The 21,049-nt window shown below is 36.0% G+C and carries 19 protein-coding genes, 3 tRNA genes, 1 pseudogene and 1 riboswitch; of the genes and pseudogenes, 13 read left to right on the top strand and 10 right to left on the bottom strand.

The genetic code is table 11. The annotated features are described in order from the left end of the window. Positions 1-46: 46 nt before the first annotated feature. A complete protein-coding gene (locus AC5XHR_RS08580) occupies positions 47-748 on the bottom strand; it encodes a pseudouridine synthase (RefSeq protein WP_495950360.1) in 702 nt (233 codons plus the stop codon). 117 nt (positions 749-865) lie between these two features. On the opposite strand from AC5XHR_RS08580, the gene AC5XHR_RS08575 reads away from it, so the two are divergent. Then, complete coding sequence (locus AC5XHR_RS08575) at positions 866-1,915, top strand: DUF389 domain-containing protein (protein WP_495950359.1); 1,050 nt, start codon at positions 866-868, stop codon at positions 1,913-1,915. Positions 1,916-1,928: 13 nt separating this feature from the next. Here AC5XHR_RS08575 and AC5XHR_RS08570 read toward each other — a convergent pair whose 3' ends face one another. The 3 genes from AC5XHR_RS08570 to AC5XHR_RS08560 form a co-directional block, all read right to left on the bottom strand. After that, positions 1,929-2,123, bottom strand: coding sequence for a DUF4177 domain-containing protein (locus AC5XHR_RS08570; RefSeq protein ID WP_495950358.1), 195 nt, complete (start codon positions 2,121-2,123; stop codon positions 1,929-1,931). A gap of 232 nt (positions 2,124-2,355) precedes the next feature. Further along, positions 2,356-2,649 carry a GIY-YIG nuclease family protein gene (locus tag AC5XHR_RS08565; RefSeq protein WP_495950357.1) on the bottom strand — a complete coding sequence of 98 codons (294 nt, stop codon included), beginning with the start codon at positions 2,647-2,649 and terminating at the stop codon, positions 2,356-2,358. Between the two features lie 155 nt (positions 2,650-2,804). Further along, positions 2,805-3,137 carry a DMT family transporter gene (locus AC5XHR_RS08560; protein WP_495950356.1) on the bottom strand — a complete coding sequence of 111 codons (333 nt, stop codon included), beginning with the start codon at positions 3,135-3,137 and terminating at the stop codon, positions 2,805-2,807. A gap of 373 nt (positions 3,138-3,510) precedes the next feature. Here AC5XHR_RS08560 and AC5XHR_RS08555 point away from each other — a divergent pair, with 373 nt between their 5' ends. The 4 genes from AC5XHR_RS08555 to AC5XHR_RS08540 all read left to right on the top strand — a co-directional run bounded on the left by AC5XHR_RS08555 (position 3,511) and on the right by AC5XHR_RS08540 (position 8,390). Continuing rightward, a complete protein-coding gene (locus AC5XHR_RS08555; protein WP_495950355.1) occupies positions 3,511-5,052 on the top strand; it encodes a glycine--tRNA ligase in 1,542 nt (513 codons plus the stop codon). Positions 5,053-5,128: 76 nt separating this feature from the next. Further along, positions 5,129-5,935, top strand: a complete 807-nt coding sequence (locus AC5XHR_RS08550) for a GLPGLI family protein (protein ID WP_495950354.1) — start codon at positions 5,129-5,131, stop codon at positions 5,933-5,935. Position 5,936: 1 nt separating this feature from the next. Then, the gene (locus tag AC5XHR_RS08545) at positions 5,937-7,079 is read left to right on the top strand and encodes a serine hydrolase domain-containing protein (protein ID WP_495950353.1); all 1,143 of its coding nucleotides are present in this window, start codon (positions 5,937-5,939) and stop codon (positions 7,077-7,079) included. Positions 7,080-7,169: 90 nt separating this feature from the next. Beyond that, positions 7,170-8,390, top strand: coding sequence for an aminotransferase class V-fold PLP-dependent enzyme (locus AC5XHR_RS08540; protein ID WP_495950352.1), 1,221 nt, complete (start codon positions 7,170-7,172; stop codon positions 8,388-8,390). Between the two features lie 4 nt (positions 8,391-8,394). Here the strand turns inward: AC5XHR_RS08540 and AC5XHR_RS08535 are convergent, their stop codons facing one another. Next, positions 8,395-8,808: a DUF6146 family protein gene (locus AC5XHR_RS08535; RefSeq protein WP_495950351.1), complete on the bottom strand. Its 414-nt coding sequence runs from the start codon at positions 8,806-8,808 to the stop codon at positions 8,395-8,397. Positions 8,809-8,870: 62 nt separating this feature from the next. After that, on the bottom strand, positions 8,871-10,070 hold the full coding sequence (locus AC5XHR_RS08530; protein ID WP_495950350.1) for an endonuclease/exonuclease/phosphatase family protein: 1,200 nt from the start codon (positions 10,068-10,070) through the stop codon (positions 8,871-8,873). A 182-nt stretch (positions 10,071-10,252) separates the two neighbouring features. On the opposite strand from AC5XHR_RS08530, the gene AC5XHR_RS08525 reads away from it, so the two are divergent. Both AC5XHR_RS08525 and AC5XHR_RS08520 read left to right on the top strand, forming a co-directional pair. Next, positions 10,253-13,090 carry a carboxypeptidase regulatory-like domain-containing protein gene (locus AC5XHR_RS08525; RefSeq protein WP_495950349.1) on the top strand — a complete coding sequence of 946 codons (2,838 nt, stop codon included), beginning with the start codon at positions 10,253-10,255 and terminating at the stop codon, positions 13,088-13,090. Positions 13,091-13,112: 22 nt separating this feature from the next. Beyond that, positions 13,113-15,182, top strand: a complete 2,070-nt coding sequence (locus AC5XHR_RS08520) for a DUF5689 domain-containing protein (protein ID WP_495950348.1) — start codon at positions 13,113-13,115, stop codon at positions 15,180-15,182. A gap of 49 nt (positions 15,183-15,231) precedes the next feature. Here AC5XHR_RS08520 and aat read toward each other — a convergent pair. Both aat and AC5XHR_RS08510 read right to left on the bottom strand, forming a co-directional pair. Further along, positions 15,232-15,869: pseudogene (aat, locus tag AC5XHR_RS08515) on the bottom strand (leucyl/phenylalanyl-tRNA--protein transferase). 66 nt (positions 15,870-15,935) lie between these two features. Further along, positions 15,936-16,319, bottom strand: coding sequence for a DUF3127 domain-containing protein (locus AC5XHR_RS08510; protein WP_495950347.1), 384 nt, complete (start codon positions 16,317-16,319; stop codon positions 15,936-15,938). Between the two features lie 157 nt (positions 16,320-16,476). On the opposite strand from AC5XHR_RS08510, the gene AC5XHR_RS08505 reads away from it, so the two are divergent. From AC5XHR_RS08505 to AC5XHR_RS08495, 3 genes are all read left to right on the top strand, one after another. Then, positions 16,477-16,558 (top strand) — tRNA-Leu (locus AC5XHR_RS08505). Between the two features lie 9 nt (positions 16,559-16,567). Further along, a tRNA-Gly gene (locus AC5XHR_RS08500) sits at positions 16,568-16,643 on the top strand. A gap of 4 nt (positions 16,644-16,647) precedes the next feature. Next, positions 16,648-16,731, top strand: a tRNA-Leu gene (locus AC5XHR_RS08495). A gap of 94 nt (positions 16,732-16,825) precedes the next feature. Here AC5XHR_RS08495 and AC5XHR_RS08490 read toward each other — a convergent pair. Beyond that, on the bottom strand, positions 16,826-17,821 hold the full coding sequence (locus AC5XHR_RS08490; RefSeq protein WP_495950346.1) for an HNH endonuclease domain-containing protein: 996 nt from the start codon (positions 17,819-17,821) through the stop codon (positions 16,826-16,828). A 58-nt stretch (positions 17,822-17,879) separates the two neighbouring features. After that, on the bottom strand, positions 17,880-18,422 hold the full coding sequence (locus AC5XHR_RS08485; RefSeq protein WP_495950345.1) for a hypothetical protein: 543 nt from the start codon (positions 18,420-18,422) through the stop codon (positions 17,880-17,882). A 172-nt stretch (positions 18,423-18,594) separates the two neighbouring features. Then, positions 18,595-18,696, top strand: a riboswitch (SAM-I-IV-variant riboswitch). A 58-nt stretch (positions 18,697-18,754) separates the two neighbouring features. Between AC5XHR_RS08485 and AC5XHR_RS08480 the strand changes: the two genes are divergently transcribed. The 3 genes from AC5XHR_RS08480 to AC5XHR_RS08470 are packed head-to-tail and all read left to right on the top strand — an operon-like array spanning position 18,755 to position 21,047. Further along, complete coding sequence (locus AC5XHR_RS08480) at positions 18,755-19,558, top strand: hypothetical protein (protein WP_495950344.1); 804 nt, start codon at positions 18,755-18,757, stop codon at positions 19,556-19,558. Between the two features lie 9 nt (positions 19,559-19,567). Beyond that, on the top strand, positions 19,568-20,215 hold the full coding sequence (locus AC5XHR_RS08475; protein WP_495950343.1) for a hypothetical protein: 648 nt from the start codon (positions 19,568-19,570) through the stop codon (positions 20,213-20,215). Positions 20,216-20,225: 10 nt separating this feature from the next. Further along, positions 20,226-21,047, top strand: a complete 822-nt coding sequence (locus AC5XHR_RS08470; RefSeq protein ID WP_495950342.1) for a hypothetical protein — start codon at positions 20,226-20,228, stop codon at positions 21,045-21,047. Positions 21,048-21,049 lie beyond the last annotated feature (2 nt).

Genomic DNA, 21,049 nt, shown 5'->3' with positions numbered 1-21,049 from the left:
CTCATTTTAAAACCAAAAATCTATTATCATAGGATAATTTCTAAATCTAAAGATATTTACTCAAATCAAAACTCAAAATTTTTGCAATTTCTAAAAATTCTGGATTGACGTTTAAGCTCGCGTTAATTGAGATTTCTTCGCTCGTAACTGGATGAATAAAATTGAGCTGATGCGAATGTAAAGGCATCGCCGTAATATTGAAAGTCTGCAACCACAATTTGTTTTGCTTGTTGCAACCATGTTTTCGGCAACCCAAAATAGGATGTAAAATATGTTTGAAATGCTTTCTCAATTGGTGAAATCTTCCCGTTTCTGGAATTGCTTCGACTAATGAATAGCGTGAAGTTTGGTGTTTTCTAAAAGGTAAGTCGATTTCCGAAGTTTGTAAACGGCGATAATACGTAATGGCATTTTGGATAACTTCATTTTCGTTAGCCAAGTCGTAATCGATGGTTTCCTCTTCTTTTGTCCAGCCTCGTAAAATCGCAATGTATTTTTTTTCAACATCGCGACTCATAAATTGGTCGCTGATTAGTTTCAGGGTTTCTTTATCTAAAGCAAATAGCAAAACGCCCGAAGTTTTTCTGTCTAATCGATGGACGAGATGTACTTTTTGACCAATTTGATTTGTTAGTTTTTCTACCGCATATTCATCCGCAGGTCCTGCGTAATAGGATTTGTGCACCAACAATCCGCTGGGTTTATTGATGGCGATAAGATGCTCGTCGCGATACAGAATTTCTAACATTTTGCAAAAATAAAGATTTCTTCTAGAAATTTTTAATCCATGTTTAAACAAAGAATTTATAAAATGATGAAAAGCGAAAGTCCAATTTTTACATACTTTTGTTATAAAATCAATTTGATGAGTTTGTTTAATATCATAAACCTGTTTCGGCTTTCTAAGGAAGAAGAGGAAAAAGACACCTACAACGAGATTGAAGAAGGCATTCATTTTCGAGGTCATAACCTTTGGTTATTGGTTTGCGCGATGGCAATTGCGTGCATTGGTTTGAATGTTAACAGTCAAGCCGCAGTGATTGGTGCGATGTTGATTTCACCTTTGATGGGACCTGTTGTGGGACTTTCTTTTGGATTATCTATTCATAATAAAAAGTTGATTCGGCTTTCGGTTTGGAATTGGTTCATCATGATTATTACCAGCCTTTTGGCTTCCACAATTTATTTTATGATTACGCCTTTTCATTCGGAGACAAGTCAGTTGGAGGCGTTTAAAGAAGCCACAGTTTTCGATTGTATGATTGCGCTTTTCGGAGGTTTGGCTTGGTTCATAGGGATTACACGAAAAGAAGCGATTAAAACCATTGCGGGAGTTGCGGTTGCGACGGCTTGTATTCCGCCGCTTTGTACGGCTGGTTTTGGTTTGGCGAACGGAAATTGGGACTATTTTTTCGGCGGTTTGTATTATTATATGGTGAATTGCGTATTCATAGGAATTGGAACGTGGATTTTGAGCATAGTTTTGGGGTACCAACGCTATTATTTAGAAACTTCACAAGGGAAAAGCCGACGCACGACTTTGATTATTACCGTGCTTTCGATTTTAGTTTTAACGCCGAGTATTTTCTTGACCGTAAAAAAATGGAACAAGGAAAATTTTAAAATTGAAGCCGACCAATACATCAAAAAAATTGAAGACAGGACACCTGAAATAGCGATTGTAAACTATAAGGCTTTCAAAAAAGGTGATAAGAAATATTTGGATATTACAGTTTTAAACGATTCCACATTTTTATCTAAAAACGAATTATACGAACACGATATGCTGAATAAAGACATCGAATTGGTTTGGCATTATTCCAAGCAAACCACATCCACAAGCAGCGAAATAAAATTTCTACAATCTCAAATCAACGATTTGAAACAAAAATTAAAGGAAACGGAACAGAAATAAAAAAGACAATCCGTTATAATTCTCTTTTGAAGGTGTACATACTAGAAAGAGACGTTCCCATCGAGCTAATAACTTTTACAGCCACAAGTTCCCAACCTTCTTGACCGAACTGGTTTAATACTTCGTCGATTTCTTTTGTGGGAACTTCTGTACTCCAAACACTTTTAGATTTAATTTCTACGGTTTTGTATTCGAATCGTTTTCTCATAACAAGTAATTTTTTCAAAGCTAATATAAGTTTTTGAAAATTGTTAATCATCATAGTTACGCCTAAAAATGCAGGGTATAGTGAAATTCCACAATAAGTTCTCGATACATTTTTTCTTCATTGCATTTCGAAAAAACACTCGAACTGACGGAAGTTTTCATTTTGGGCGATAAAAAAGTGTGAAGGGTCGTCACTTCGAGTAACGGAACGAAGTGGAGTGTAGCGAGAAGTTTTACTTATTGAACTGTTTCTTTGCTAAATTTGGTAAGTCTTCATAGCGATTTTCCATTAAAGCCAATTTTTTAGCTTTTGACCATTTTTTGATTTTCTTTTCAAATGAAATTGCTTGATTAATATCTGTAAAAGATGTGTAGAACACAAGTTTTAGAGGTCTTCGTTTGTAAGTATATGATTCGAAATATTTTCCTTGTTGATGTTCAATAAATCGCTTATCAATATCAGACGTAACACCTGTATAAAATGTGTTATCGGAACACAAAAGGATATAAACGTGTGAAACTTGCATAAAAAAATCGACAATAGTTTAAGTATAAGACTATTTTGAATAAAGTTACTAAAAAGTTCTCGATACAATTTTCTTCGAAAAACACTCGAACTGACGAGCGGTTGAACTTCTAATTTGTTCTAAAATTATTCAGTGTTTATTATAAATTATCAAAATTAATGAGCACTAGATTTAGAAAAAACATTGATCACTACAACTCCAGCGATGATTAATACCATTCCGATGATTGTTGGAAGATCGGGAACTTGTTTGAAAACAAACATTCCGACCAAGCTAATCAGCACAATTCCAACGCCGGACCAAATGGCATACGCAATCCCAACAGGAATGGTTTTCAGCGTATGACTAAGAAAATAAAATGCTCCTACATAGCCAATAATTGTAATAATAGTAGGAATAAGCTTTGTAAAACCTTCGGATTTTTTGAGAAACGTGGTGGCAATAATTTCAAAAACAATCGCGATAAAAAGAAAAAAGCCTGCTTTCATAATTTTGATTTTGTACAAATTTCGTGATTAATTTGAGTGTGTTGGAAAATTATTTCGTTTTAGTACGGAGAAAATAGGATATTCATTTCTCTTTAAATAGTACAATGCTAGGTGATTTTCACCTAAATGACATCAATAGCCCAAATCTCCTAGCCCTGATTGACTCTGCCTAATTATTTATTTTTATTTGAATCGTCGAAACTGCGTTTTGTAGCGGCGTGTTTGTGCTCATCTTGCGTGGAAAAAGCAGTGGAAAAGAAAAAGCAAGATAGCGAGTAGCGAAAGCAGGTTCCTGGCTCCTAATAATTTTGCTGCTCGACCGTTGACTAGGACAAAAGAAAAGCCTATTTTTGCACAATAACTCATTGGAACTATGGCAAAACAGGAAGACGTTTTTAAGAAAGTGGTGTCGCACGCAAAAGAATATGGTTTTATTTTCCCTTCTAGCGAGGTGTACGACGGGCTTTCGGCAATATACGATTATGGACAAAATGGTGCTGAACTAAAGAATAACATCAAGCAATATTGGTGGAAAGCAATGGTGCAGTTGAACGAAAATATCGTGGGAATTGATTCGGCGATTTTTATGCATCCTACGATTTGGAAGGCTTCGGGACACGTTGATGCTTTCAATGATCCGTTAATTGATAATAAAGATTCTAAAAAACGCTTCCGCGCCGATGTTTTAGTTGAAGATTGGGCTGCAAAGCTTGAAGATAAAGCGCAAAAAGAAATTGAAAAAGCGGCGAAAAGATTCGGTGATGCTTTTAATAAAGCTGAATTTGAATCGACAAATCCAAGAGTTTTGGAATATCGTGCGAAACAAGACGCAGCGCTGAAAAGACTGGCTCGCTCATTAGAAAATAATGATTTGGCTGATGTGAAAGCTTTGATCGAAGAATTGGAAATTGCTGATCCTGATACAGGTTCTAAAAACTGGACGGAAGTAAGACAATTCAATTTGATGTTCGGGACGAAATTGGGAGCTTCGGCAGATTCTGCAATGGACTTGTATCTGCGTCCAGAAACGGCACAAGGGATTTTCGTAAACTATCTAAACGTACAAAAAACGTCAAGACATAAATTGCCTTTCGGGATTGCGCAAATCGGAAAAGCCTTTAGAAACGAGATTGTTGCAAGACAATTTATTTTCAGAATGCGTGAATTCGAGCAAATGGAAATGCAATTTTTTGTTCCACCAGGAACGGAATTGGAGTTCTACGAACAATGGAAAACAAAACGTCTGAACTGGCATTTGGCTTTAGGTTTGGGACAAGAAAATTATAAATTCCACGATCACGAAAAGTTGGCGCATTATGCTAATGCGGCAGCGGATATTGAGTTTAAATTCCCATTCGGATTTAAAGAATTGGAGGGAATCCACTCGAGAACGGATTTTGACCTTACCGCGCACGAAAAACATTCGGGTAAGAAATTGCAATATTTCGATCCAGAAAGAAACGAAAGTTATGTTCCGTACGTTGTAGAAACTTCTGTTGGTCTTGACAGATTGTTCTTAGCGATTTTCTCACATTGTCTAAAAGATGAAGTTTTGGAAGACGGATCAGAAAGAACAGTTTTATCGCTTCCACCAGCTTTGGCTCCAGTAAAGGCTGCGATTCTGCCGTTAATGAAGAAAGATGGTTTGGGCGAATATGCGGAAAAAATCTTCAATGATTTGAAATATGATTTCAATTTAATTTATGAAGAAAAAGATAGTATTGGTAAGCGTTACAGAAGAAATGATGCTTTAGGTACGCCTTTCTGTATCACGGTTGACCACGATTCGTTAACAGACAACACGGTGACTTTACGTGATCGTGACACTATGCAACAAGAGCGTGTTCCGGTTTCTGAACTAAGAAGAATTATCGACGAAAAAGTGAATTTTAGAACGCTTTTGAGTAAGATTTAAGATTCTATAAATAATACAAAATTCAAGCGGAGTTCTTCTCCGCTTTTTTTTATTAGCTTTGGTAGAAACCAAAATAATGAAATACATAGCTCTTATACTCGTTTTCTTTTCCTCCTGGTTTCTAGGGCAGAACTACCAATTTCTTTACGATTATAAATTTGCACCAGACTCAACAAAAACCGATAGTCTAATTACAGAAGTAATGCGATTGAGTGTTGTTGGCAAAAACTCCCATTATTTGAGCAACAAAATGGCAATATCAGATTCATTATCAAAGTTATATAATGAAAGTACTGAGCCTCCGTCGATTATTCAACAAGTTTTCAAAAAAGGAAACGCAATTTCAATTTATGAAAAGGTATATCAATTAAATTTTAAAATAACAGATAAATTCAACATTCCTTGGAAATTAGAAAACGAAAAAAAGAAAATAGAAAAATGGGAATGTCAAAAAGCAACTGCCAACTATGGAGGAAGAGCTTGGACTGCATGGTTCACCACTGAAATCCCATTGCAAGAAGGCCCCTATTATTTTAAAGGTTTGCCCGGTCAAATTGTTTCACTTGAGGACTCTAAAAAGTATTATCAGTTTCAATTAATTAGTGTACAAAACATTAAAAAAGCCGAGGAACTTACGGTCCCACAACCACGACGAGTCATTAATCTCGATTCAAAAGGCTTTACTAAATACTGGCAAAATTACCGCAAAGAGCCTTTAGGTTGGCTTGAGCAAATGGCTCAAGTTGGATTTGTCATTACGGGAATGCAAGATGAAAATGGAAAAGAAGAAGATATCAATCTCGCCAAAATCAAACAGCGAAAAGGCGCTCAAGATTGGGTTAAAAGAAACAATAATTTTATAGATTTGAAACTCTATCAGTAGCATGAAAAAATTCCTTAAAGTAACAGCCATTATCATCGCTCTAGTTATCGCATTAGCTTACGCTTTTGGCTATGATTATCTTTTTAGTGGAATCGCTAAAACCTACCTTCGTGGCGAAACATCGGCAACAATTACCGATGGTCCTTTGTTTTCATCACATGAAATTCCAACCGGGAATAAAAAACCTTGGATTTTAGCCGAAAACTACAATAAATCTCGTTTACCGAAAGCTTTAGTTCAAGACTTAACGCAAACCAAAACGGCCGCTTTTGTGGTTATCCAAAACGGAAAGTTAGTTCATGAAGAATATTGGGATGGTTTTTCAAAAACGTCGCAAACCAATTCCTTTTCTATGGCAAAATCGGTTACCGCACTATTAATGGGAGCAGCGATTGATGATGGAAAAATAAAATCGGAAAATCAATTGGTTTCTAATTTCTTCAGCGATTATGCGAACAAAGAAAATGGAAATACATTAACTCTTAAAAACCTTACCACCATGGAAGCTGGTTTGGATTGGAATGAAAGTTATTACAACCCATTTGCTCCAAATGCGAAAGCCTATTATGGAAACTCACTTGGAAAAGCGATTTTTCCAATAGGTTTTAAAGACAAACCGGGAACCAAATTTGAGTATCAAAGTGGCGCGACTCAGCTTTTAGGATTTGCCATTCGCGAGGCAGTGGGTCAACCTCTAGCTTCTTATGCTTCGAAAAAATTGTGGATCCCGCTTGGGATGGAACAAAATGCGTATTGGTCAACCGATGACAATGGCATGGAAAAGTCTTTTTGTTGCATTCACTCCAATGCTCGTGACTTTGCAAAATTAGGTCAAATGATGTTGAATGGTGGTCAAGTAGATTCAGTACAAATCATTAACAAAGATTATTTAGACCGAATGATTACGCCAACGAAAGAATCAAATGGAGCCTACGGTTATGGCACTTGGATTAATCAAGATGCGAAATACAAGCATTATTACTTCTGGGGAATTCTTGGTCAATACACCATCGTTGTTCCGGAGAAAAATCTGGTTATTGTCCGTTTGGGAAGTAATGAAAACATCGTGTCAGATACAAAAGGTCGCCCAACTCAAGTTGATTTCATTGTTAATCAAATTGTTGATTCGTATTTGAAGAATTAACAATTCATTTCTGATTTCAAACCGGATAAAATCTTAGATTGGTTAAATTTTCCGTAAATTTGAACCATTCTAAACAAAGATCATTTCATCATGTTTGATTTGCAAGCAATTCGAGAACAATTTCCTATTTTACATCAAGAGATTAACGGTAAACCTTTGGTTTATTTGGATAATGGTGCGTCGTCCCAAAAACCACTTTCGGTCTTGAAAGCTTGGGAAGAGTATTATACCACCATCAACGCCAATGTTCATCGTGGAATCCATACGTTAAGCCAATTGGCAACGGAGGAAATGGAATTGTCAAGACGAAAAGTTCAGCAATTTATCAATGCGAAGCATGATTACGAGGTTACTTTCACCAAAGGAACTACCGAAGGTATCAACCTTTTGGCTTATGCATTCACGAATCAAATAAAAGCGGGTGACGAAATTATTATTTCGTATCTCGAACATCATTCTAACATCGTTCCTTGGCAAATGCTTTGTGAGCGAACAGGAGCTGTTTTGAAGGTGATTCCGATGGATGAAAACGGAATTTTGCATTTAGATTTCTTGGATCAAAATCTTAGCAAAAAAACAAAAATTGTATCTGTAAATCAGGTTTCTAACGCATTAGGAATTGTAAATCCTATTGATGAAATCATCGCGAAAACTCGTAAAAACTCTTCCGCATACGTCGTTATCGATGCGGCGCAATCTGTCCCGCATTTCAAAATTGATGTGCAGAAGATGGATTGTGATTTCTTGATTTTCTCGGGACACAAGATGTATGCACCGATGGGAACGGGAATTTTATACGGAAAGGAAAGCATACTCAACAAACTTCATCCATTTCACGGTGGTGGCGAAATGATTGCAACCTGTTCTTTTGAAAAAACAACCTACGCCGATTTGCCATTTAAATTCGAAGCAGGAACGCCAAATGTGGGTGGAAATATTGCTTTAGGAGCCGCGATTGATTTTATGAATTCAATTGGTCATGAAGCGATTCAAAAACATGAAAGTCAGCTCGTTTCTTATGCTAAAGAGCAACTTTCTGCATTGGATGGAATTACTATTTATGGGAAAAATGCACCAACGGCAGGTTTGGTTTCGTTCAACCTAGAAGGAATCGGAATCGCGTCGGATGTCGGAATGATTTTAGACAAATTGGGCGTTGCCGTTCGTACCGGACATCATTGTACGCAGCCCATTATGGAGTTTTTCAAAATTGCGGGAACCGTACGCGCAAGTTTTGCCGTTTACAACACGATGGAAGAAATCGACATTCTTGTTGAAGGCGTGAAGAAAGCCCAACGAATGTTGTCCTAATGGATTAACGCCTTTTATCAGCACCGCTTAGCCCTTGAAATGTAACGCCATATCGATAATTGAGGTAGGCGAAAAATTGGTATAGCCGATAGTTAAAATCCAAATCATAATTTTCGTGAACATCATAATCAATGGCCATTTCGTAGAAATTTGGATTTCGACCACTGTAATAGCGTGAATTCCACTCACTAACTAAAGTTTGATTTCGAGCTTGTAAAAAAGAGTTAGAAAACATGGCTTTCGGCCTTGCAATGGTGAGCAAATAGGTTTCGTATTGAGGATCAAAAACTACGACTTCCCATTTATCTTCATCATCTGCATTTTTCTCAGTTTTAAATTGAGGTTTGGCACCAGCAGGCAAATTCTGATTAACACAACCAATAAAAAGGAACAGAACAAAAATAGGTAACGCTTTCATAATCCTTATTTTTAGATAGTTAAAGATAAAAAAAACCACCGAAATGGTGGTTTTGTATTTTTTTATTTCTTTACATATTCTCGTTGTACGATAGAAACCGCTGGAAAGTGGTCACTATAGCCACCGGTGTACGTATCGCCATTCCACGAGCGTAACGGATAACCTTTCCACTGACCCGAATCGGTAATTAAATATTTCGGTGCGTAAATTTCTACCTTGTATAAAGAATAGGTTGGCGTTAACTTTTCTTCTGTAACTAAATTTTTAGAAACAATAATTTGATCAAACAAATTCGGTGCATCACGGTATGCTAAAGAAGCGACTCCGTTTTTAAACAATTTCCACATCGGGTTGAAATACGGCGATTGTTCTGATAATTTCTTGGGATCACCCACTGCACCCAAATGCTTGCTCACACTCGCATTTACAGGATCATCATTAAAATCACCCATTGCAAAAAGCTTCACATCAGGATTTTCCGCACGCATACTATCCATTTGCTTTTTTAATACCGCAGCGGCTGCATTTCGTTTTGGCGCCGAAGCGGCTTCACCTCCACTTCTAGACGGCCAGTGATTCATAAAGATACCTACTTTTTCACCGTCCAATAATCCAGAAACAACGACAACATCACGCGTGTACGATCTTTTGCCATCGTCGTTATAATTTTTGATTTCCGATTTAAGTGAATTTGTTGGGATAAAACGTTTCTTTTGATAAATCAAAGCAATGTCAATTCCACGAGCGTCGTATGAGTTGTAATGAATAATTCCGTAATCGTCTTTTGCTAACGAAGGCTCTTTAATTAAATCTTCAATAACTTGTCTATTTTCAACCTCAATCAGACCAACGATAGCCGGATTGGTATTGGTATACTGCCTTCCTAATTCAGAAATTAGTTTCGCAAGTTTGCCCATTTTATCTTTGTAACTGGCTTCATTCCATCTTTTCGGAGAGTCAGCTGTAAAATCGGTGTTAAGAATTTGATGTCGTATGACCTTTTTCCCGATCAACTTATCGTCACTCCATTCACCTTTGTAGTCTTCGGTAACTTCAAGATATTTTAAAGAATCAATAGGAACACTTCTATGAAATGCAGGATTGTTTTTATCCTTGGTTCCATCAATGTAATCGGCCGATGGATAGATATCCCACAGGTTTTCAACGTTCATAAAAGCAACCGTAGCTCGCTGAACTTGTTTTTGTTGAGCTGAAGCAAAAAAGGCAGCGCAAATCGCGCCCAATACTAGAAATTTTTTCATAGAACTAAACTTTCGATGCAAATTTACTTAAATATGTTTCTACAAGAACGAAAAATTTCTAGCATTGATTGAAGACTTATTAAAATACAACGAACAGATATGTTAAAAATTAAGAACTTTATAAAAATCGCCGTAATTTTATATCCCTTTTTTAAAACAGTAGAAACCCATATACCACTATCATGATTAGAAAATTATCATTGCTTTCCATTTTTGCATTGATGCCCGCTTCGTTCTACTACGCGCAGACAACGGTTTATGCTTATGTGAAAGATTCTCAGGGTAAACCGATTGAGAGAGCAGAAATCGATCTTCTTCAGTCTGACAACGATAAAGTTGCAGATAAAATCGGATATTTCCAGTTCGTAGATCTGCTGCCTGGACACTACGAAATTAACGTAGCTAAACCAGGTTTTGAAACTAGAATTCTAAAATTTGAAGTTCTAGAAAAGGAAAAGAAAAAAGACTTAGGAGTCATTAGCTTGTTACCACTTTCGGGATCATCTGATGCTGGTGTGATTGTAATTGACGAAGCGATGTCCGACGACGAAGGTAGCTCAATGCAACCAACCGTTGGTTTATTAAGCTCCGGAAGAGATGTTTTTCAAAATGTGGCCGCTTTTGAATTGGGAGCATATTGGTTCCGACCAAGAGGAGTTGATAACAGGTATGAGGATGTTCTTTTTAACGGAGTAACCATGTCAAAAAATGATGATGGTAGAATCGACTTCTCAAACTGGGGTGGACTTAATGATGTAACGCGTTATCCTTTTGAAAGTGCTGATAACATCACGCCTTCGGAATATTCTTTCGGAAATTTAGGTGGCGTTGTTTATTACAACACTAGAGCTTCATCGTACAGAAAAGGAACTTCTTTGGCGTATTCATTTACAAACAGAAGTTACTTCCACCGATTGATGGCGACATATAACTCAGGGTTGAGCAAAAACGGATGGGCGTTCTCACTTTCCGCTAGTAGAAGATGGGCAGATCGTGGAATTATCCATGGTGTTTACCAAGATTCGTACGCGTATTTCGGATCTATCGAAAAGAAATTCTCTGATCGTTTCTCTGTAAACTTAACCGCTTTTGGAGCGCCAACATATCGTTCAACAAATAGCCCGAACACGCAAGAAGCCTATGATTTAATGGGTAAAAATTACAATGCGTATTGGGGATGGCAAGATGGTGAAAAGCGAAATTCTAGAATCAGAAATACGTTTGAGCCAATCTTCCAACTACAGTTTTATAACAAATTGGGTAAAACAAGTAATTGGAACAACACCTTCTCGTATCAGTTTGGTAGAGATGGAAGAAGTCGACTAGACTGGTTCCGTGCTTCGGACCCAAATCCAACGTATTATAGAAAATTACCTAGTTATTGGACAGACCGTTTCTTACAAACAGGAAGTGATGGCGGAACCGATATCACTGCTGCAGAGCAAGCAGAAATAGACAATGTACGAGACAACTTCGTAGCAAACAGTCAGATTAACTGGAACGATTTATACAACGCCAATAGAAATAACCTTGAAAGAGGAGCGCTTTATTCCGTTGTAGAAGACGTGAACAAAGATAAAACATTCAACTATGTTTCGCATTTTGATACGAAACTAGATGAAAACTGGAAATTGAATTTAAATTTCTCGTATCAAAACTTAGTTTCCGATAACTTCAGAAGCATTAAAGACCTTTTAGGAGCCACGTATGCAAACAACCTGAACTCTTTTGGGAATAATCAAGCTTTTGATGTAGATAATCCTAATACGCAAGTTCACGAAGGTGATAGGACTCAATATTCTTACGATTTATTGAGACAAACGTACACTTTAAACGCTTCAACAGAAGTTGATTTACCAAGATGGACAGCGGTTGCTTCAATCTTTGCATCCTATTCAGAATCGCAAAGAGATGGTAACTTCCGTCACCATTTGTACAAAAACAACTCAAAAGGTAAGAGCGACATTTACGATTTCACCAACGCCGGAATTAAAGGAAAAGTAACGTATAAAATCAACGGTAAAAACTTCATTACATATGCGGGTACGTATTTCAGCACTGCGCCAACGTTGAATGAAATTTTCTTGAATCCAAGAGCAAATGATTTTTCGGTTCCTGGTTTAGAAAATCAAATCATCAACTCGAATGAGTTAAGTTATATCTTAAGAGGACAAATCGTAAAACTTCGTTTATCGGGATACTGGACGGATGTTGAAAACGCTATTGAAGTTTCAAGATACTATTCTGAAGGAATTGAATTACTTGGACAATCTGGAAACGTAAGGTCAAGTGATGCTTTCATTACAGAAGTTCTTTCAGGAGCTCACAAGCGTTACAAAGGTTTAGAATTAGGAGTTGATGTAAAAGTAACTCCAACGTTAAACTTCAACGCTGTAGGAAGCTGGGGTGAATATACGTACGAAAACAACCCGAATGTATATTATGCAGCAGATAGCGATAATTTAACACAAGGATTCTCATCTTTAGGAAAAGCAAATATCAAAGGATATAAAGTTGGAGGAACACCACAAAAAGCTTTTTCTGCTGGTTTGAAATACAATTCGCCTAAATTCTGGTGGGTAGGTGTTTCTGGAAATTATTTGATGGATCAATATTTAGATTTCTCAGCTATCACAAGAACGCCAATCTTTTACACGGATTTAACAGGTGATCCTTACACGGCTGTAAAAGACTATTTAGGATCAGGAATTGATGTTCCTGCCGCTTCTCCAGACGCCATTGCCACTTTACTGAAGCAGCGTAAGTTTGAAGATCAGTTCATGCTAAATGCAAATGCAGGAAAATCATTCTTACTTGGTAAATACAGAATGGGAATCAGCGTGAGCGTAAACAACATCTTGAACAATAGAGATTATGTTACTGGTGGATTCGAGCAAGGAAGAAGATCAACCTTTCGTGACGCTTATGTAGAAAGCCAAAGAGAAACACCACTTTTCGGACCTAAATTATGGTACGATAGAGGGACAACTTTCTTTGCGAACATTTATTTAAGATTCTAAGATTAACAGTAAGAAATTCATTATGAAAACGATTATATCAACTTTTAAAATCTTCTCGTGGGCATTGATGGCATTATTGCTTACTGCTTGTGTGCACGATGATAAATACAACAACCCAGATCTTCAAGCGTACCAATGTAAAGATCAATTTGATGGATACAAAACCATTACGCTTGACGCACTTAAGAAAATGGGTTCCGGAACGAAAATCACTGAAAAACTTTTAGTGGAAGGCTACGTTTCTTCATCTGACGAAACGGGAAATATTTATAAATACATCTACATTCAAGATAAACCTGAAAATCCAACTCAAGGTTTGGTCATCAGTGTTGATGCAGTGAATACGTATGCAAATTATCCTCAAGGGTCTAAAATTTCTATCACACTAGATGGACTTTCTTTGGGAACGTATGGAAATTTCATTCAATTGGGTGAAAACAGCTCAACGACAGGAGTTTTTGGACGTATTACAGAAAGTACATTGCCAAAGAAAATCTTCAAATCATGTACGACTCCAAAGTCTACAATTAAGCCATTAGTAATGAAATTAGCTGATTTCAAAACAGCAAACGATCAATACGTGGGATGTTTGGTACAAATCGACAATGCCGAATTTGACAAGAAAACCCTTTGTATGCAGTACGCTCCAGAGGGAATAAGTATTGACAGACAAATCAACGACCCTAATACTACGCTTACAACAAGAGTCGTGAGAAACAGTGGTTACGCTACATTTGCGAACAAAAATCTACCTTCAGGAAACGGGAAATTTGTTGGAATTTTAAGCAAATTCAACTCTTCATACCAATTCTACATCGTAAACGATTCTGATTTGGACATGAAAGGACCTCGTTTAGATAAATTAACAGCAACTTGTCAGGTGGACGCTTCTGCAACACCAAAAACAGTTGCTCAAGTAAAAGAGTACTACAAAGGTTCTCTTTATCAAATTACAGAAAATGCAACATTAACAGCAAAAGTTGTTGGTAATGATGCGGCAGGGAACTTATTCAAAAAAGTTTACGTAGAAGATGAAACGGGTGGTATCGCAGTTAATATTAATGTTAATGACCTTTTCCTAGATCGTCGTTTCCAAATTGGTAGAACCGTAACGATTGGCCTTAAAGATCTTTACATCAATGACAAAAATGGAGAAGTACAGTTAGGTGCGCTTTTCCAAGGAAATGTTGGACAAGTAAATCCGGAAGAAACCTATAAACACTTCTTCAGAACTGATCGTCCAATTACGACAGTAACTCCAACGGTTAAGAAAATTAATGAACTTACCAAAGCAGATGTCGGCCGATATATCCGAATCAAAGATCTACAATTTATTGAAACGGATTTAGGAAAAACCTATGCTGAAGGAACGAATACAACCGCAAGAACTCTTGAAGATTGTAGCGGAAACAAAATTGATTTAACAACGTCGGGTTATGCAGATTTTGGAACAAGAGACTTCCCTTTTAAAGCCAGCTCTACGGATATTGATACTGGAAAAGGAGACGTAACGGGTATCTTAAGTTACTATAACGGAAAATATCAGATCTGGATTCTTAACTTAAGAGGAGCTGATTTAGATAATCCACGTTGCGATGGAACTACTCCGGTACCAACGGCTACTATTTTCAAAGAAGGATTTGATAACTTATCAAATTGGACTGCAGTAAACGTTTTAGGAACACAGACATGGACAACGACTAATTTCGGAAATCCTAGACCAAGCGCATTTCTTGACGGAAACAGACAAGCTAATGAAGACTGGTTAGTTTCTAAACCGATTGCATTAAGCGGTTACTCCGACCCTTTCTTTAGTTTTGAAACCGATGGCCGATTCAATGGAAATCCACTAGAAGTTTATGTAACCGAAAACTATACAGGGAACGTGGCAACTACGACTTGGGCAAAAGCTACCAATGCGGTTTACGACACCGACCTAGGCGGTTTCGCAGGCTTTGTCTCATCTGGAAAAATCAGTTTGAAAGCATACGAAGGAAAATCCGTTGTTATTGCTTTTAAATATACATCTGTTGCAGGAGCTTCAGTCTCTTGGGAACTTGACAAAGTCATCGTACGAGGTGTTAAGAAATAATCTGAACACACACTATAGTAATAAAAAAGACCTCAAATTGAGGTCTTTTTTATTTTTTAAGATATTTTAAAAATTCTAATTTTGGGATATTTCTTGCTCCCAATGATTCTAAATGGCTAGAATGTATTTGACAATCAATAACATCAAACACTTCGCTATATCTCAAAACAAATTGAATGAAACCCGCTTTGGAAGCATTACTCATCCTAGAAAACATACTTTCCCCAAAAATATACGACCAACAATTACTCCATAAAATCCACCGACTAATTCACCTTCATGCCAAACTTCAATACTCTTGGCTTTTCCTTGCAGATTAAGCTCTAAAAAAGCATTAATGATATCTTCGGTAATCCAAGTTCCATCTTGATCTGGTCGTTCAATTTCCTGACAACTTCGGATGACCTCTTCAAAACAAGCATTCTCCGTAAACTGAAAAACCTCATCTTTAAAAATCTTCCGCATTGACTTGGAAACTTTCAATTCTGAAGGAAATAAAACAAAACGCGGATCGGGACACCACCACAAAATTTCTTCGTCGGGATTAAACCAAGGAAAAATACCATTTTGATACGCTTCCCAAACATAATCGACATTTAAATTTCCTCCTGCCGCGAGCAAACCGCCTGGTGGGTGATAAAAATGAGGATCTGGAAAATTAGGATGCGTATCCGAAAGAAAAATCATAGGTCAAAATAAATGAAAAATCCCCTTTAAAAAAAGAGGATTCGGTTTTTGTAACTTTATTCTTAATTAGAATGGCAAATCGTCATCTTCTTCCTCTTGGAAAGGATTCCCGTTGCTTGCAGGTGCTGAACTAGCGGCGCTCGAAGGCATCGCTTGTGTAGGTTCTACCCCGCCATCCATTACTTTTTCTACTCTCCAACCTACAATACTATTAAAATATTTGGTTTCACCTTGAGGGCTCGTCCACTCTCTTCCTCTAATATTAATACCCACTTTCACATTTTCACCTTCTGAAATAGTATCTAATAAAGAAATTTTATCTTGTAAAAACTCAACATTAATAGGCTGTGGATACTGTTCTTGCGTAAGCAAAATCATTTCTCTTTTCTGAAACCCAGATCCAAACGTCTGAGTATCACCAATCTTCTTAACTGTTCCTTGTAATTCCATTGCAAATATTTATTTTGTAAAAATAACAAAAATGAATGGTACTGCCGAATAAATGAAATTTATTATTAAAAATAATTCTGAAAAAAATTTGTGAGTATAAATAAAAATGCTTTATATTTGCACTCACAAAAAAGAAAGGAGTTCTTTATAAAAATTTGCGGATGTGGTGTAATTGGTAGCCACGCCAGACTTAGGATCTGGTGCTTCACGGCGTGGGGGTTCGAGTCCCTTCATCCGCACAAATCGATGCGAAAATAGCTCAGCTGGTAGAGCACAACCTTGCCAAGGTTGGGGTCGCGGGTTCGAATCCCGTTTTTCGCTCCACTACGCCCTGGTGGTGGAATTGGTAGACACGCAGGACTTAAAATCCTGTGTCCGCAAGGACGTACGGGTTCAAGTCCCGTCTGGGGTACTTTAAACCCTCTGTAACTTAGGTTAACAGAGGGTTTTTTGTTTTTAGGGTGGTCAAAAGGGTGGCTAATTTATTTTAGAATAGTTTGATCTATTTAAAAATAAAGAAAGCCATTATTGTTCGCTATAGTAAGTAATGGTTGTATTGTGTTTTCAAACAATTTTTCATCAAAAGAATTAATGGATGGAAATATTGTAAGGTATTCATCTAAAAATTTGCTACTGGACTTGTTGCTTAAATGTATTTCGAATGCATTCTTCTGTAATTCCTTAAACTTGTGAAAATAGACATCAAACGATGGCAACCTGTCGCTTTTAGACAAATTAAAGGTTCTATCAACGGGAGCTAAATTCCAAATTAGATCATGTGAGACAAAAGCGTATGGAACAAAATGATCAATAGCGAAATTCTTTTCAGAGTAGTCTAGTCTGTTTCCAGTAAATATACATTCTATAGATCCCATCTCTTTAAAAACCAACTTCCAATAATCCTTAGTCTGATTTACAAGGCTATTTCTAGTTGCTGGCTTGATTAATTTATTTGGAATGTCTGGAACATTAGGGTTTCTTGTTTGTAAAAACAAAGCTAAGTTCCAATAACAAAACTCTTTTAAAATTTTAGAATTTTTCGTCAAATAGTTCTGCCACAAAGGGTTTATCTTAATAAAATCCTTTTCTAAACCGTAAATTGCCTTCTTCTCAAAATCTTGAGAAGCATTATATACATCTTTTTTTGATTTGTTGGGGAACCAAGGAGAAAGAAACCAATGCGGAACATTTTTATCAAAATGATTCAAGACTCTTACTGTTTCTTTATTATTTGATGATAATAATTGATTTAGTATTTCTGTTCTATTTTCGTCGATTGTTATTCCTTCTGTTTCTCTAATTTTCAGAATTGCATCTTCAATCATATCAAAAGCTCCAAAAGACAAGTGAAAATAGTTTATTGTATACCAAGAAGCGCTAATCATTCTTGAAAACAATTCTCGTTTAGAAATCTCCAACTTCCCTTGCTCTACAGATTCAATTAATGCAAGCAACCAATAATACTTATATGTTGCTGTTGTTCTATTAAAAACAGCAGACAAAAGGTTTACAGGAAGTTTTTGGGAATGAGGTAAGTGCATGTTGGCTCGTTGTAATAAATCAAATGTTCTTTTTCCTTTTCCTAATTTCCAAAATTAGCTTGTGCTTTTTCATTCCTTTCTTAACTGATTCTTTTTTAGGTAAAACAGATTTATCAGGAACTTTAGCCATAACTTTTTCTGGTTTCTTCAAGTTATGAATATCCCGGTACAACCGCCCTCTTTGAGAATCAAATACAATAGTATCAAGTAATAAGCAAATGCCCTTATAAATGTCATGTCCTTGGATGTCCAGGGTATCTGGAAACTTTTTCTTGTCCAAGGTCCACCCTTTTAAGCCTATTAATAACCTGGGACTATTTGGCTCGTAGCCTCCTTGAAATAAAATGTACTTCAAAGGCTTCATTTCATGAGATGGTAAACCATCTTTACCCTTAATAAAAAGTTTTCTCCTAAAAAACTCCGTATTATCTCGATACTCAACATTTTTTAATTGTTCCCTCATTTCATCAAGGTAAACATTTTTAATAGTTAAGTAAAGAATATTCTCTTTCTTAAGATTTAGTTGGTCAATTACCTTTTGTAGTTCTGGTGTGTAGCTCATTATTTTCAAATAAAATACTTTTATAGTTAAAAAAAAACACTTTATTGATTCTCTTATCTAAAGAATTATTTGCTGATCATAGTAAATTCATTACTTTTCTAATGAAAACATTTAAAAATAGGGATTTTTATTGTTTTTGCACTCAATTCTAAAAAAGATTTCTATATTTGCAACATATCATCAAGAGATTCTGATTATTTCAGAACACCAACCGAGCTTTAACCTGCCACGGTGGTATAGAATGAGGGCAAACCTGCCAAAATAAAAAAGGTTATTTCCCACAATTTTTCTCTTGTTATGATTTGTAATTGAAACATTATAAATTATATCATATGTCTACAACCAATTTAAGTACAGATTTATCTAGTACACAGCCAGAACACTTAGGCTTCCAAAAAGTACGAGGCGAAAAGTATTGTCTTAAAACGATTGATATGGTCCGATTCATGGTTTACAACAACTACATAAGCGGTGAGTCTTATGAAAATGACGGCTATGAAGAACGCACATCAATTATTGCAAAAGCTAAAAACAAAGACATTCTCAAGTTCTTTGAAGGGTATTTTGAACTTTATCACACATCAAAATACGGTTCCCAAAAAGCAGAATCGTACAATAAAGTATTTGAAATTTATGAAGAAGAAATTTTTCTAAACGGGCATTACCGTTGTACAGAAATATTTGACTACGATTTAAATTTATACCAAGAATTAAGTACAATCCTCGGAAGAAAAGCTCTTATTATGGGTACTGATGATGACATCTACTTAAGTTTAAAATGCCTCGATGGAGAAGTCATACAATATGAAGGTTCAATCACTTATGATTCAGACGATGATTCTTATGGAACACCCTATTTTGGAGATTGCGACGCGAAAGATTGTGCTGTCGAGCTCGCGAATATCTGTATGGAAAAATCAAAATACAAGGCCTATTCAAAAGATGAATTACAAATTGAAGTTTACAATCGTCAATTTACCTATAGTATGAAATATAAAGATAGCGTGATTGTTGACTTATCCGACTTCCAATATGCCGAAGATGAAGAAGAATACGATGATACGGTTTGGATCTTCGATGAAGATGATTTAATGAATCCTGACGCTGGAATAATGTTACAAATTAGTGAACTATAAAATTTAAAAATGATGACTAACACTATCGTATACACGCATGATAAAGACCGTTTATTAATTGGTCAAAAATACGTTTCAAACAAAAGAGAGATTTGCATCAAACTACTCTACCCATACAATGGAATCGCATTTTCTTTAGTTCCTAAACTTAGTGGTGCTTTTTGTAAAGAATCATCAGCATATTGGGAAAAGGAAATACTCAAAATTTGCTTCCAAATTTCTGACATAGTAGAAAAGCAGAGCGAAGATATCATCAAAGACTATTATCAAATCATAAAAGAACGTTTTTTTGGAATCGAAGACTCAGATGGGCAAAACAACGAATACTTCGATAAACTCAAAACTCTTGAAGAAATTTATTTCTCAGAACTTCCAAGACATAATGCTTTTAGATATACTTTGACGGGTAATTTAACAAGAGTACTTAATCAACATATTCTGGCTAATGGAATACAAAAGAAGTTTTCATTGCAAGCAAAAATTCAAACTCCGAGTATTTTGAATCCAGATTTTGAAGAATTGTATTCTAAAATGGATCAAAAAACTAAAATTGAGATACTAGCAGAGTTAATTTCTTCTCAAAAAATATCAAACTTTAACCCAATGCTAAACGTCGAATTCTTTGAAAGAACAAATAAGATGTATGGAAACCTCTAAAACATAAAAAATGACAAAATTATTTGTTCAATGGATGCTCGGTCAATTCTTAGTTGTGGAAGTTACCTACTTCGAAAACTATTATATCGAAATGGAGGTTCTATATCCATATCCGGGTATTAAAGCTGATTATTTTTCCGAATCCCTTGATTTCACGAAAGATGAAAATGCATGGATAATTAAGAATTTCATCAATAGAAATGTAGAAGCACATTTGCGACTGCTATTTTGTGCTAATGAAGTAGACGTCATGGCTAAATGTTTAGAAGATGAATCCTCTGAAGAGGTATATGAAAAATTCGCCATTGATCTTATTCATGACACCAAGAATGATTGGTGGGAAGAAAGCTATATGAAATACTTTAGCACAAAAACCATCACAAGTCTCTCAAAACATATTCAAAAATACCTGAAGGAAGGCATTGTAGATTTTAAAGACAATACCGAGTACATAGATCGTGAAGATGAAATTGACAAAATGATGAAGGCTATTATCATTAAAAACCCAAATGAGTTGTATTTCTTTCTATGTGATCGAAGGTTCAATAAAGAAGTAAATTCATATTATAGGAAAATTGAGCCTAAAATAACAAATGATTATAAAAATATGATATTGGTTGCTTTACATGAATCCTATTATTCATATCCAGATTGTTCCTATACGACAGAATCATTAGTGCTCATTCAATACTATAATCAACTAAGTGAATCTGAAAGAAATGAACTAAAGGAAGAATGCCGTATTGATAAAACATGGAATCCTTATCAAGATATTGTAAATAAGAAAACGTATGAATGGAATCCTTTTAACGCTTTTTTAATAGTAGAATGAAT

This window comes from Kaistella sp. CFF1-2, assembly GCF_059509915.1.
This window is presented reverse-complemented; position numbering and strand designations above follow the sequence as displayed.